Here is a 13,206-nt window from a genome sequence, read left to right as displayed (position 1 = left end):
GGTCTTGCGACATTATGCGGTATTAGCTACCGTTTCCAGTAGTTATCCCCCTCCATCAGGCAGTTTCCCAGACATTACTCACCCGTCCGCCGCTCGCCGGCAAAGTAGCAAGCTACTTTCCGCTGCCGCTCGACTTGCATGTGTTAGGCCTGCCGCCAGCGTTCAATCTGAGCCATGATCAAACTCTTCAATTTAAGTTTGATGCTCGTGAATTAAACTTCGTAATGAATTACGCATGTTCACTCAGAGACTTGGTATTCATTTATTGTCCGAAGACATTAAGAATCCATGTCACTTTGAGTGCCCACACAGATTGTCTGATAAATTGTTAAAGAGCAGTGCAACGCGGCTTTCGCTCACCGTTGCGAGGTCCCGTATATTACGTTTTCCTCATTCAGAGTCAAGTGATTATTTTCGCTTTTCTCTGTTGGCGTTCATCTCTGAACCCCGCTAACCCGGCGGCCTGTAAGCCGTTGTTCCGTGTCAGTGGAGGCGCATTATAGGGAGTTCTCAGACGTTGACAACCCCTCTTTTAAAAAAAACTTTCAACCGTCTCTTTTTTGCTCAAAACCGTGCTATAGCGCCAGTTTTTCGAGCGTTTCAAAGCCATAACGGCGTAAAACGGGTAAAAGTTGTTCAGTTTCTTTTGTTAACGCCATACAAAACGCGATATTCGCATCGGTAGATTTCGCATCCGGGGCTTCATGCTCCAGCAACCATGCCGTACGACGGGCTATAGCCGCTCCGGAATCCACCAGACGCGTCCCCTCCGGCAGTACCTCTAATAGCTCTTCCTGGAGTAGCGGGAAGTGGGTACAGCCCAGCACAACGGTATCCGGGGGTTCGGGCATCCTCAGCCACGGACGAAGAATACGACGCAGCTCGTCGAGTGATACCGACTTGCCATGCAGCTTCGCTTCCGCCATCTCCACCAGCTCAGCCGAACCGAGCATCGCAATCTGGCATTCATTAGCGAAACGGTCGATCAGCTCGCGGGTATAAGGGCGCTTTACCGTACCTCGCGTGGCCAGCAGGCCCACAATGCCGTTCGCCGTCAGACGCGCGGCAGGCTTTATTGCCGGGACGACGCCCACAACCGGGAACTGGAATTTTTCACGCAGGGCGGGAAGAGAAACGGTGCTCGCCGTGTTACACGCGATGACGGCCAGCGCAAGGGGATAGCGCTTTTGCACCGCAGTGACGATTTCCACCACGCGCTCAACAATAAAATCTTCGCTCTTTTCCCCATACGGGAAAGCGACGTTATCGAAGGCGTAGATGTAATGGAGATCCGGCAGGAGATGCCGAATCTCATCATAGACCGAAAGCCCACCGACGCCGGAATCAAACACCAGCACGGTAGGGCGCGGATTAGAAGGTGTAGCTGCCAGACAAGGTGTATTCCCGTCCTGCAGTTTGGTAGCCATAAACTGTCTCGTAATCTTTATCGAACAGGTTGGCTATTTTACCACGAACTGTAAGGTGTGAGGTGACAGGATACGAAACTGCGACATCCCACAGGCTTACACCGCCCATTTTTACTTTCTCAGACGGGTAAGTACCAAAGTCAGTGTCGTAACGCGTACCGAGATAGTGATAAGTCAGGCTCCAGTCGAAATCATAGATCTGCGTGTCGAGCTGATATTTCACCTGCTGCTTAGCACGACGGTCCAGAAGTTCGTTGGTTGCGGCATTGCGGGCATCCACGTAGTCGTAGCCAACGGTGTGCGTCAACGGCCCCGTGTCAAACGATGCTGTCGCTTCCACACCTTTAATGCGTGCTTTACCGACGTTGTAATATTGCTGGAGGTTATTATCGAAGTCGATGAGATTATCAACGTCATTACGGTAGCCGGATACGCGCCAGCTCACGCCTGCCGTCAGGCCTTCAAACGCACCTTCCCACTGCTTGCTCTCTTCTGGATCAAGATGGTCATTGCCATAGAAACCATAGAGTTGACCCAGATTCGGTGCTTTATAGGCCGTACCATAAGAAGCAACGAAGCGGTAACCCTCCACGAACTCCCAGGCCGCACTGCTTTGCCAGGTGCCATGACGACCGAACTGAGAGTTGTCATCGCTGCGAACCGCTCCTTCCAGGGTGAAGTCACCAAACTGCTGCAGCCCGGTCAGGTAGACGCCGGTGTTACGCAGGTCGTAGCCGTTGGTCACGTAGTTTGTACCCGGCTCGGTGCTCTGCTTCTGCCAGTCAACGCCCGCGCCAATGTTCCCTTGGCCAACATCAACGGAGTTGAGCCACTGGACATTGTACTGCTTGATTTCATCCAGCGTGGCTGTCGAATCGTAGCGGCCTAAATTCGGGTCGTAGTTATAGTCCTTGCTGTGGCTATAGCTGGTGAGCAGCTGTGAATGGAAGATGTCATCGTTGAAGCGCAATCCTGCATCCCAGGTCTGACTATAGAGCTGGCGGGTATCAACCAGCACGTCAGGCGTAAATGAGCTGTAGTAGCCGTCGTAGGCCGTACGGTTGCTGTAGCCAAAGCCGCGAACAAAACCGCTCCACTGATCTGAGAATGCGTGATCCAGTGCGCCATAGAGCGTTTTATTCATAACGCCGTCGCGATCGGTCTGGGCAAGGCCACCATTGTTGCCGTCCGCAACCACATCAAACCCTTTGGTATAGGTGTAATCACCCGCAAGCGTGACGCGCGTGCTGTCGCCCAGTGTTTGCTGAGTACTGCCACCATAATTCTGGTAGCCGTGCGAGCCTACGCCAGCATTCAGCGTGGTACCGTCCTTCGCGCGAGTGGTAATAATGTTTACGACGCCGCCGATTGCGTCCGAGCCGTATACCGCAGAACGCGGTCCACGAACATATTCGATACGCTGCACCAGAGAGATCGGGAACTGGCTGAGATCGGACGACCCCGTGACGCCCGCCTGGTTAAGGCGGATCCCATCAACAAGGATCAGGACGTGGCTGGAGTTGGTGCCACGGATAAAGAGAGAAGAGAGTTGCCCCATCCCACCACTTTGCGCCGTATCCACGCCGGGCAGGCGACGCATAACATCCAGGAGCGAGGTTGACTGCCAACGGTCAATATCGGCACGCGTAACAACCGTGTTTGCAGCCAGAATAGTTTTTTCAGGTTGTTCAAAACGATTTGCCGTCACCACCAACGAGTCTGCGCTATCCTGCGCCCAGCCCGAAAATGCCGTGACGGACAACGCCGTCAACAGCGATACTTTTTTAATCATTGTTAAAGCATCCACAATATAAGAAGGATGCCGCAGGCCTCATCGATAGCACGCGATGATGAAACCAAATGCGACGTGATCCCGGCAGGTCTTCGGGCTAGGTGGCTATATAAGGATGAAGACTTCCCATTTTCACAGTGTCTACAACGCTCATCCCGCCAGTCTTTACCGCTGCGCGTCAGCTCCAGATTTACACTGGATTCCCTTTTCACTCTCAGGAGACCGGAAACAGAATGCTACAATTAGACACGTATGGATGTCCAGACAGCTATTGGCCATTAAATCTGGACATCCCCTGAACAATCCCTACAATCGCCGCGTAATTCTTTATCACTCAGGACGCATCATGACCCCAGAACACCTCCCGACAGAACAGTACGACGCGCAGCTGGCAGAGAAAGTTGTCCGCCTGCAAAGTATGATGACGCCTTTCAACGCGCCCGTTCCCGAGGTGTTCCGCTCTCCTGTCAGCCACTACCGCATGCGTGCCGAGTTTCGCATCTGGCATGACGGTGACGACCTGTACCACATCATTTTCGATCAGCAGACGAAGTCCCGTATCCGCGTGGACAGCTTCCCGGCAGCGAGTGAGCTCATTAACCAATTAATGACGCTGATAATGGACGGCGTGCGTAACAACCCGGTACTGCGTAACAAGCTTTTCCAGATTGACTACCTGACCACGCAAAGCAATCAGGCGATTGTCTCCCTGCTGTACCACAAAGCCCTGAACGACGAGTGGCGCGAGCAGGCAGAAGCGCTGCGCGATGCGCTGCGTGCGCAGAACATCAACGTTCACCTGATTGGTCGCGCGACAAAAACCAAAATCATGCTGGATCAGGACTACATCGACGAGCGTCTGCCGGTGGCGGGTAAAGAGATGGTGTATCGTCAGGTCGAGAACAGCTTCACCCAGCCGAACGCTGCAATGAATGTGCAGATGCTGGAGTGGGCGCTGAAGGCGACGGAAGGATCAACGGGCGATCTGCTTGAGCTCTACTGCGGTAACGGCAACTTCTCGCTGGCGCTGGCGCGTAACTTCGATCGCGTCCTGGCAACGGAAATCGCCAAACCGTCGGTTGCCGCCGCGCAGTACAACATTGCCGCCAACCATATCGACAACGTGCAGATCATTCGTATGGCCGCAGAAGAGTTCACACAGGCGATGAACGGTGTACGTCAATTTAACCGTCTGGAAGGCATCGATCTGAAGAGCTACCAGTGTGAGACGATTTTTGTCGACCCGCCGCGCAGTGGCCTGGACAGCGAAACCGAGAAGATGGTGCAGGCGTACCCGCGTATTTTGTACATCTCCTGTAATCCGGAGACGCTGTGCAAGAACCTGGAAACGTTAGGCCAGACGCACAAGGTTGAACGTCTGGCGCTGTTCGATCAGTTCCCGTATACGCACCATATGGAGTGCGGTGTACTGCTCACGGCGAAGTAATGTGGCCTTGTAGGGCAGGTAAGCGAAGCGCCACCTGCCAAAAAGCCGGATGGCGCTTCGCTTATCCGGCCTACAATGACAAAAACCTTTATTCCGGTAACTGGCTTTTACGGCTACGCATACGCGAGCCAATCCAGAACACCAGCGCCACAGACAGTACCGCAGGGAAGAAGTTAGAGCCGATATCCGGATACTCCGCGCGCACCACCGTGCTGTACAGCAATACGCCCAGAATAAAGCAGGCGGCGGCCAGCCCCGGTAACCCCACCGGCATGGTGCGGTTCAGGTAGCGTTGATGCAGGCAGTACACCGTCAGCACCAGCGCAATCAGCGGGAAAATCGAAAACGGCACGATGGAGCTAAAAATAGCGGCGAACGTACCATTAATGGATAAGCCAGCGATCAATGCCAGCAACAGCGTCCCTTTATCCTGACCTGACTGTTTCATTACTCACCTTCACTCTTCGGTTTGATGTGCCAGTTTCTCTTGTTCACGGCGATACCAGTAGTACGCGCCTTTGGAGATCATCCTGAGCTGCAATACCAGTCGCTCTTCAAGCTGCTTGCGTTGTTCAATGCTGACATCCAGCGCTTCGGCACCTGCGCTGAAAACAATCGTCACCATCGCCTCGGCCTGTGCTTCGGTAAACGCACGCGGCATATGGTTTTCGAGTTCAAGATAGTCGGCAAGTTCCGCGATGAAGTGCTGAATTTCGCGCGCGACGGCGGCACGAAACGCCGCCGACGTGCCCGAACGCTCGCGCAGAAGCAGACGAAACGCGTTGGGGTTATTGCCGATAAATTCCATAAAGGTCGACACGGAGGTACGGATCACGCTGCCCCCTTTGGCGATACGCTGACGCGCCTGGCGCATCAGCTGACGCAGCATCAAACCGCTCTCGTCGACCATGGTCAGGCCCAGTTCATCCACATCACGGAAGTGACGATAGAAGGACGTTGGCGCAATCCCGGCCTCGCGTGCGACTTCGCGCAGGCTCAAACTGGCAAAACTTCGCTCAGCACTCAGTTGACTGAATGCGGCTTCCACCAGCGAACGCCGGGTTTTCTCTTTTTGTTGTGCTCTTACGCCCATCACGATAGTTGAATCCTTCCAAAGGCCTGATGGCACTATACCAGAGAATAAAATTAATCTGTTTGCCTGGCTTTGTGAATGATTGTTTACGTGCGGTTTGTGCTCCACTGCCGGAAAAAAGCACAACGATAATTGGGTTACTCTGGCAATGATGTTATGATTCTGTTGCTTTTATGTATAAGAACAGGTAAGCCTTGCCATGCCACATTCCTACGATTACGACGCAATAGTTATTGGTTCCGGCCCCGGCGGCGAAGGCGCTGCTATGGGTCTGGTGAAACAGGGAGCCAGAGTAGCGGTCATTGAGCGCTACCATAATGTCGGCGGCGGTTGCACCCACTGGGGCACCATCCCTTCGAAAGCCCTCCGCCACGCCGTTAGCCGCATTATCGAATTTAACCAGAACCCTCTTTACAGCGACCACTCCCGACTTCTTCGTTCCTCCTTTGCCGACATCCTGAACCACGCGGATACCGTCATTAACCAGCAGACGCGCATGCGTCAGGGGTTTTATGAGCGTAACCACTGTGAAATTTTGCAGGGCAACGCGCATTTTGTGGATGAACACACCCTGGCACTCGAATGCCACGACGGGTCGGTTGAAACTATCACCGCTGAAAAATTTGTGATTGCCTGCGGTTCACGCCCGTACCATCCGGCCGACGTGGACTTCTCGCACCCGCGCGTCTACGACAGCGACTCGATTCTCAGCCTGCACCATGAACCCCGCCACGTCATTATCTATGGCGCAGGGGTCATTGGTTGCGAATATGCGTCGATCTTCCGCGGAATGGACGTCAAAGTTGACCTGATCAACACTCGCGACCGCCTGCTGGCTTTCCTCGATCAGGAGATGTCGGACTCCCTCTCCTACCACTTCTGGAACAGCGGCGTGGTCATTCGCCACAACGAAGAGTACGAGAAGATCGAAGGCTGCGACGACGGGGTGATCATGCACCTCAAGTCCGGCAAGAAGCTGAAAGCGGACTGCCTCCTGTACGCCAACGGCCGTACCGGCAACACCGATTCCCTGCAGCTGGAAAATATCGGGCTTGAAACCGACAGCCGCGGTCAGCTGAAGGTCAACAGCATGTATCAGACCGCCCTACCGCACGTTTACGCGGTCGGCGACGTCATTGGCTATCCAAGCCTGGCCTCAGCCGCTTACGACCAGGGACGCATTGCGGCTCAGGCGCTGGTGAAAGGCGAAGCGACGGCGCATCTGATTGAAGATATCCCGACGGGCATCTACACCATCCCGGAAATCAGTTCCGTAGGGAAAACCGAGCAGCAGCTGACGTCAATGAAGGTGCCTTACGAGGTGGGTCGTGCGCAGTTTAAACATCTGGCGCGGGCGCAAATCGTGGGGATGAGCGTGGGTACGCTGAAGATTCTGTTCCATCGCGAGACGAAAGAGATCCTCGGGATTCACTGCTTTGGTGAACGCGCCGCGGAAATCATTCATATCGGCCAGGCCATCATGGAGCAGAAAGGTGGTGGTAACACCATTGAGTACTTCGTTAACACCACCTTTAACTACCCGACCATGGCGGAAGCCTATCGGGTCGCGGCACTAAACGGCCTGAACCGCCTGTTTTAACGCGCTGTCAAAATGGCCATCCATCGCACCACGGATGGCCTCTGCCAGCTGCTCATAGCGGCTGCGCAGCGGTGACCCAGGGCGATAGACCAGGCCAATCGTACGACGCGGCTCTGGTTTAATGCACGGCAAATAAACCACGCCATCACGTTTACGCTCGTGCGGTACCGCCAGCGCAGGCAGCAGCGTAATACCGCTTCCCGCCGCGACCATATTACGCAGCGTTTCCAGGCTGGTTGCGCGGAAATGGGTATCCTCATCCGCACCCGCTTCGAAGCAGAAGCCCATCGCCTGATCGCGCAGGCAGTGGCCATCTTCCAGCATCAGCAGCTTTTCACCCGCCAGATCGGCCATCGGCACGCGATCGCGGTTCGCCCACGGGTGATCTTCATAGATCGCCAGCATCATTGGCTCATCGAACAGCGGCACTTCAATAAAGGCTTCACTCTCTTTTACCAGTGCCAGAATGGCGCAGTCGAGCTTGCCGCTGTCCAGCTGTGCCAGCAGCTGATGGGTTTGCGCTTCGTGCAGGTACATTTCGAGTTTCGGGAACGTCTGGTGCAGCATCGGAATGATGTGCGGTAACAGGTACGGGCCAACGGTTGGGATCAGGCCAATATGCAGCGGGCCGGACATGGCCTCCCCCTGCTGGCTTGCCATTTCCTTGAGCACTTTGACCTCGCGCAGCACGGTGCGCGCCTGATCCACCAGCAGAAGACCTGCCTGTGTGAACAGAACCTTACGACTGGTGCGCTCCAGCAGCATCACGCCCAGCTCGTCTTCCAGCTTACGGATCTGGCCGCTCAGCGTGGGCTGGCTGACGTGGCAGGAATCTGCCGCGCGGCGAAAGTGACGATGCTCGGCTAACGCTACCAGGTATTCAAGATCACGAATATTCATTATTCATCCTCCGTCGCCACGATAGTTCATGGCGATAGATAGCATAGCAACGAACGATTATCCCTATCAAGCATTCTGTTGAATAATACACCACATAGACGAGGCGGCACGTGTTTGACCCTTGACGTCCCCGCACCGTCAGCGAGTTTCTCTCAAAACTCGAACAACTAAAGCCAACGTGAACTTTTGCGGACCCCGTGGTCCGCTTTTTTTTGCGTAAAAAAGCCCAACTCAGGGTTGGGCTGGGGTTTTGTAGGTCGGGTAAGGCGAAGCCGCCACCCGACGTTTCAGGCATCAAATCAGGCGGTTTTTCGCATCCGCAATCGCCTGCGCCACCTGCTTAGGCGACACGCCGCCTTTCGCCGCACGCTTATCCAGGCAGGACTGCAGCGCCAGAATCGGATATACATCCTCCCCGATCGCCGCGCTGAATTTTTGCAGGTCGGCAAGCGCCAGCTCTTCAAGGGCTTTACCCTGACGAATGGCTTCCACTACCGCTTCACCGACAATATGGTGCGCTTCACGGAACGGCACGCCCTTCGCCACCAGGTAATCTGCCAGCTCGGTCGCGTTCGCATAGCCCTGCTGCGCCGCTTCCTGACAGCGCGGACGCTTCACCTGAATGCCATCCAGCACCAGCGCGCCCATATGCAGACAGTCCAGCCAGGTGTCGAGCGCGTCGAACAGCCCTTCTTTGTCTTCCTGCATATCTTTGTTGTACGCCAGCGGCAGCCCTTTCAGGGTCATCATCATGCCGGTCAGTGCGCCCTGCACGCGGCCACATTTCCCGCGGATCAGCTCCAGCGCGTCCGGGTTTTTCTTCTGCGGCATCAGCGAAGAGCCGGACGTCACACGGTCAGACAGCTCGACGAAGCCCGCTTCGCCGGAGTTAAAGAAGATCAGATCTTCGGCAAAGCGCGACAGGTGCACCATACCGATAGACGCGTTAGAGAGCAGTTCCAGCACATGGTCACGATCGGAGACGCTATCCAGGCTGTTACGGGTAGCGGAGGCAAAGCCCAGCCAGCCTGCCAGCTGTTCACGGTCGATTTCGTAAGCGGTACCCGCCAGCGCGCCGCTGCCCAGCGGGCTGACGTCCAGACGCTTCAGGGTATCCTGCAGACGGCTTTCGTCACGCGCCAGCATCTCTACATAGGCCAGACACCAGTGCGCAAAGGTCACCGGCTGCGCGCGCTGCAGGTGGGTATAACCCGGCATCACCGCGTCCTGATTATTTTGTGCGGTCTCCACCAGCGCGGTCTGCAGCTGACGGTTCGCCGCAAGCAGTTCGCCAACGGTATCTTTACACCACAGCTTCAGGTCGGTGGCGACCTGGTCGTTACGGCTCCGGCCGGTATGCAGCTTTTTACCCAGCTGGCCGACCTTGTCGATCAGTTTACCTTCAACCCAGCTGTGAATATCTTCGGCATCGCTCTGCAGAATTTGCTGCGGATCCAGACGCACTTCTTCCAGCAGATTGTTCAGCGCCTCTTCCAGCTGCAGCTGTTCCTCTGGGGTCAGCACGCCCACCGTCACCAGCGCTTTGGACCAGGCCACAGAGCCGACAATATCCTGTTCGGCCAGGCGGTAGTCGAAGCGCAAAGAGTCGTTGAACTGTTTGAACCGCTGATCCGCTGCCTGTGTAAAACGCCCACCCCAAAGTGCCATAACATGCTTCCTTAATATCTTTGAATTTCATTGCCCGGTGGCGCTGCGCTTACCGGGCCTACAAAACATTAAATCGATTACGCTAAAATACGCGTGCCAATCGGCGTGCCGTTAAACAGCGCCGGGAGCTGCTCCGCGTGACGCCAGGAGGCGATATCTACCGGGCGACCCAGCGTGCGTGCCGCATCCAGCGCGGCGTTCACTTTGACGATCATGCCGTCGGTGATGATGCCCTGCGCAATCAGCTGCTCGGCTTTCTCTGCCGTCATTTCTGCGATGCGCTGGCCTTTTCCGTCCAGAATGCCGCTCACGTCGGAGAGCAGGATCAGGTCCGCGCCCAGCGTTGCCGCCAGTGCGGTTGCCGCCTGGTCAGCGTTAACGTTCATCAGCTCACCCTCTTCGGTCACGCCGATAGAGCTCACCACCGGCAGGAAACCGCCTTCCAGCAGCGTGTTAATCAGCTTAGGCGAACCCGGCTGCGCCAGTCCAACATGACCGAGCGCTTCGTCGAGCTGGGTCACTTTTACGCTGTCGCCATCGCCCAGATAGAGGCCAACGGAGGCAATGTGGTGTTTCTTCGCCCAGGACAGCAGGGTTTTGTTCGCCGTACCCGCCAGCGCACCGGTGATAATGTCAATCTGATCCGCAGGCGTCACGCGCAGGCCGTTTTTCTTGATCACCGGCAGGTTGAGCCCTTTCATCAGCTCATCCACCACGCAGCCGCCGCCGTGCACAATCACCAGTGGACGTTGGTGTGATTCGCGATAGTTCACCAGCGCGGTAAACAGACGCTCCAGCGCTTCTTCGCTGTCCAGCAGTACACCACCGAGTTTGATAATTAATGGATTCATCATCACACCTTAAATAAGAGCCTGCGTTTCAGGGAAACCGAAACGAATATTTGCACACTGCATTGCCTGTGCGGCAGCGCCTTTCAGTAAGTTATCTTCTGCGGCCACCACGATGAGATGCTCACCCTGAACGGCAAAGCCGATATCGCAGAACGGCAGACCGACCACGTTTTTCAGCGCCGGCACGCCTTTGTCGTACAGACGTACCAGCGGTTTGTCCGCATACGCCTGCGTGAAGACCTCGCTCACCTGCTCCTTGGTCACGCCAGGCTTCAGGCGACAGGTAATGGTTTCGAGGATCCCACGCGGGAAGCTGCCCAGGTGCGGGGTGAAAATGACGTCCGCGCCCAGATGCGTCGTGATTTCAGGGTGATGACGGTGATTAAACACGCCATACGGCTGAAGGCTCACTTCGCAGAAGCTGTTAGAGATCGCCGCCTTGCGTCCTGCACCGCTCACGCCGCTGGTGGCGTTGATCACCGGCCACTGGTTCAGATCCAGCAGACCCGCGTCGATCAGCGGCTTCAGGGAAAGCTGCGCCGCCGTCGGGTAGCAGCCCGGAACGGCAATCAGATCCGCTTCTTTCAGTTTATCTGCGCTCCACTCCGCCAGGCCGTACACCGCTTTTTCAAGCAGATCAGGGTGCTGATGGGTGAAACCGTAATATTTTTCGTAGAACGCGCCGTCGTTAACGCGGAACGCGCCGGAGAGGTCGAAGACCACGCAGCCAGCCGCCAGGAACTGCGGCGCCAGGTCGTGGCTGACCTCGTGCGCGGTGGCTAAAAACACCACGTCGACGCCGTCAGTAAACTCGCTGATGTCAGACATGGGCTGCAGCGGCAGATCGACCAGGCCCTTAAGTTGCGGATGCAAATCGGAAATTAACTTTCCTGCATCATTGCTTTGCGCTGACACGGTCAAAGCGGTTATGGTCATATGTGGATGGCGATTCACGTAGCTTACAAGCTCTGCGCCCGCATAACCGCTAGCGCCTACAATCAGCGTATTCAACATCGGGTTCCTTTATGCTCAACGTTAATGTATTTTTATTCACATTTATTGCATGAATATTGATACTATCACGACCTAAGGTGTGTCAACAATGAAAATGAACTTACCGCCATTTATCGAGATCTACCGCGCCCTGATTGCCACACCGTCTATCAGCGCAACGGAAGAAGCGCTGGATCAGAGCAATGAGTCTTTAATCAATCTGCTGGCGGGTTGGTTTAGCGATCTTGGGTTTGACGTTGAGGTTCAGCCCGTCCCCGGCACTCGCCACAAATTTAACCTGCTCGCCAGTACCGGAACCGGTGCGGGCGGCCTGCTGCTGGCCGGTCATACCGACACCGTGCCGTTCGACGATGGCCGCTGGACGCGCGATCCGTTCACCCTGACCGAGCACGACAACAAGCTCTACGGTCTGGGCACCGCCGACATGAAAGGCTTCTTCGCCTTTATCCTTGACGCGCTGCGTGACGTGGACGTGACGAAGCTGAAAAAACCGCTCTACATTCTGGCGACCGCTGATGAAGAGACCAGCATGGCGGGCGCGCGCTACTTCTCTGAAAACACGTCGATTCGCCCGGATTGCGCGATCATCGGCGAACCGACGTCTCTGCAGCCGATTCGCGCGCATAAAGGCCATATCTCTACCGCCGTGCGCGTGCTCGGCCAGTCCGGCCACTCCAGCGATCCGGCGCGCGGCGTGAACGCCATTGAGCTGATGCATGACGCCATCGGCCGCATCATGACCCTGCGCGACGATCTGAAAGAGCGTTACCACTATGAGGCGTTCACCGTGCCGTATCCAACGCTCAATCTCGGCAGCCTGCACGGCGGTGATGCCTCGAACCGTATCTGCGCCTGCTGCGAGCTGCACATGGACATCCGACCGCTGCCGGGCATGACCCTGAGCGATCTCGACGGCCTGCTGAATGAGGCGCTGGCCCCGGTGAGCGAACGCTGGCCGGGTCGCCTGACGGTCTCCGAACTGCATCCGCCCATCCCGGGTTACGAATGCCCGCCGGACCATCAGCTGGTCGATGTGGTAGAAAAGCTGCTCGGCCAGAAAACCGACGTGGTGAACTACTGTACCGAAGCGCCGTTTATTCAGACGCTTTGCCCGACGCTGGTTCTAGGCCCAGGCTCCATCAACCAGGCGCACCAGCCGGATGAATATCTGGAAACCCGCTTTATCAAACCCACCCGCGAACTGATTACCCAGGTTGTGCATCACTTCTGCTGGCATTAAAACCGCACCGAAGAGTCCCCTCTCCCTGTGGGAGAGGGTTAGGGTGAGGGCAACAGATCGCATGATCTCCGTCACATTTCCATAAGCATCTCTTATCTGACGCAATGCGAATTAAATTTCGTAAATTGCCCACATTTATTCGTTTGCTGAACCGTTTTCGCAGCAATTGACGAC

Annotated in this window: 11 protein-coding genes, 1 rRNA gene and 1 riboswitch; of the genes, 3 read left to right on the top strand and 9 right to left on the bottom strand. The window is 55.8% G+C overall.

Going from position 1 to position 13,206, the window contains the following annotated elements; all coding sequences use genetic code 11:
• From BFG58_RS10620 to btuB, 3 genes are all read right to left on the bottom strand, one after another.
• Positions 1 to 194: ribosomal RNA gene (locus tag BFG58_RS10620) — 16S ribosomal RNA — on the bottom strand; the annotation flags it as partial.
• A 381-nt stretch (positions 195 to 575) separates the two neighbouring features.
• Positions 576 to 1,427, bottom strand: a complete 852-nt coding sequence (gene murI / locus BFG58_RS10615) for a glutamate racemase (protein WP_048028420.1) — start codon at positions 1,425 to 1,427, stop codon at positions 576 to 578.
• Complete coding sequence (btuB, locus tag BFG58_RS10610; RefSeq protein WP_069719792.1) at positions 1,372 to 3,219, bottom strand: TonB-dependent vitamin B12 receptor BtuB; 1,848 nt, start codon at positions 3,217 to 3,219, stop codon at positions 1,372 to 1,374. Before btuB ends, murI begins: the two co-directional genes overlap by 56 nt.
• A gap of 65 nt (positions 3,220 to 3,284) precedes the next feature.
• Positions 3,285 to 3,461, bottom strand: a riboswitch (cobalamin riboswitch).
• A gap of 104 nt (positions 3,462 to 3,565) precedes the next feature.
• Here btuB and trmA point away from each other — a divergent pair.
• Positions 3,566 to 4,666 (top strand): tRNA (uridine(54)-C5)-methyltransferase TrmA, encoded by a 1,101-nt coding sequence (gene trmA, locus BFG58_RS10605; RefSeq protein WP_023333837.1) that lies wholly within the window; start codon positions 3,566 to 3,568, stop codon positions 4,664 to 4,666.
• Positions 4,667 to 4,754: 88 nt separating this feature from the next.
• On the opposite strand, the gene BFG58_RS10600 is transcribed toward trmA, so the two are convergent.
• Together BFG58_RS10600 and fabR are read right to left on the bottom strand one after the other, a co-directional pair.
• A complete protein-coding gene (locus BFG58_RS10600; protein ID WP_008501783.1) occupies positions 4,755 to 5,114 on the bottom strand; it encodes a YijD family membrane protein in 360 nt (119 codons plus the stop codon).
• 9 nt (positions 5,115 to 5,123) lie between these two features.
• Positions 5,124 to 5,762: an HTH-type transcriptional repressor FabR gene (gene fabR / locus BFG58_RS10595; RefSeq protein WP_008501784.1), complete on the bottom strand. Its 639-nt coding sequence runs from the start codon at positions 5,760 to 5,762 to the stop codon at positions 5,124 to 5,126.
• 196 nt (positions 5,763 to 5,958) lie between these two features.
• Here fabR and sthA point away from each other — a divergent pair, with 196 nt between their 5' ends.
• Positions 5,959 to 7,359, top strand: a complete 1,401-nt coding sequence (gene sthA, locus BFG58_RS10590; protein WP_008501785.1) for a Si-specific NAD(P)(+) transhydrogenase — start codon at positions 5,959 to 5,961, stop codon at positions 7,357 to 7,359.
• On the opposite strand, the gene oxyR is transcribed toward sthA, so the two are convergent.
• The 4 genes from oxyR to argC form a co-directional block, all read right to left on the bottom strand.
• Positions 7,333 to 8,259: a DNA-binding transcriptional regulator OxyR gene (gene oxyR / locus BFG58_RS10585; RefSeq protein ID WP_044597477.1), complete on the bottom strand. Its 927-nt coding sequence runs from the start codon at positions 8,257 to 8,259 to the stop codon at positions 7,333 to 7,335. The two genes, sthA and oxyR, sit on opposite strands and share 27 nt — an antisense overlap.
• 294 nt (positions 8,260 to 8,553) lie before the next feature.
• Entirely contained in the window at positions 8,554 to 9,927 is a 1,374-nt protein-coding gene (gene argH / locus BFG58_RS10580; protein ID WP_069719791.1) for an argininosuccinate lyase, read from the bottom strand.
• A 77-nt stretch (positions 9,928 to 10,004) separates the two neighbouring features.
• A complete protein-coding gene (argB, locus tag BFG58_RS10575; RefSeq protein ID WP_086374972.1) occupies positions 10,005 to 10,781 on the bottom strand; it encodes an acetylglutamate kinase in 777 nt (258 codons plus the stop codon).
• A 6-nt stretch (positions 10,782 to 10,787) separates the two neighbouring features.
• A complete protein-coding gene (gene argC / locus BFG58_RS10570) occupies positions 10,788 to 11,792 on the bottom strand; it encodes an N-acetyl-gamma-glutamyl-phosphate reductase (protein ID WP_024909174.1) in 1,005 nt (334 codons plus the stop codon).
• Between the two features lie 88 nt (positions 11,793 to 11,880).
• On the opposite strand from argC, the gene argE reads away from it, so the two are divergent.
• Positions 11,881 to 13,032 (top strand): acetylornithine deacetylase, encoded by a 1,152-nt coding sequence (argE, locus tag BFG58_RS10565; RefSeq protein WP_069719790.1) that lies wholly within the window; start codon positions 11,881 to 11,883, stop codon positions 13,030 to 13,032.
• The last annotated feature ends 174 nt before the right edge of the window (positions 13,033 to 13,206 follow it).

This window comes from Enterobacter sp. ku-bf2, assembly GCF_001742765.1.
GTDB lineage: Bacteria > Pseudomonadota > Gammaproteobacteria > Enterobacterales > Enterobacteriaceae > Enterobacter > Enterobacter quasiroggenkampii.
Note: the sequence above shows the minus strand (reverse complement) of the source record. Positions and strands in the feature narration are given on the sequence as shown.

Coding starts and splice junctions, on each gene's coding strand:
- murI (WP_048028420.1), bottom strand. CDS start 1,427: ATGGCTACCAAACTGCAGGACGGGAATACACCTTGTCTGGCAGCTACA.
- btuB (WP_069719792.1), bottom strand. CDS start 3,219: ATGATTAAAAAAGTATCGCTGTTGACGGCGTTGTCCGTCACGGCATTT.
- trmA (WP_023333837.1), top strand. CDS start 3,566: ATGACCCCAGAACACCTCCCGACAGAACAGTACGACGCGCAGCTGGCA.
- BFG58_RS10600 (WP_008501783.1), bottom strand. CDS start 5,114: ATGAAACAGTCAGGTCAGGATAAAGGGACGCTGTTGCTGGCATTGATC.
- sthA (WP_008501785.1), top strand. CDS start 5,959: ATGCCACATTCCTACGATTACGACGCAATAGTTATTGGTTCCGGCCCC.
- oxyR (WP_044597477.1), bottom strand. CDS start 8,259: ATGAATATTCGTGATCTTGAATACCTGGTAGCGTTAGCCGAGCATCGT.
- argH (WP_069719791.1), bottom strand. CDS start 9,927: ATGGCACTTTGGGGTGGGCGTTTTACACAGGCAGCGGATCAGCGGTTC.
- argB (WP_086374972.1), bottom strand. CDS start 10,781: ATGATGAATCCATTAATTATCAAACTCGGTGGTGTACTGCTGGACAGC.
- argC (WP_024909174.1), bottom strand. CDS start 11,792: ATGTTGAATACGCTGATTGTAGGCGCTAGCGGTTATGCGGGCGCAGAG.
- argE (WP_069719790.1), top strand. CDS start 11,881: ATGAAAATGAACTTACCGCCATTTATCGAGATCTACCGCGCCCTGATT.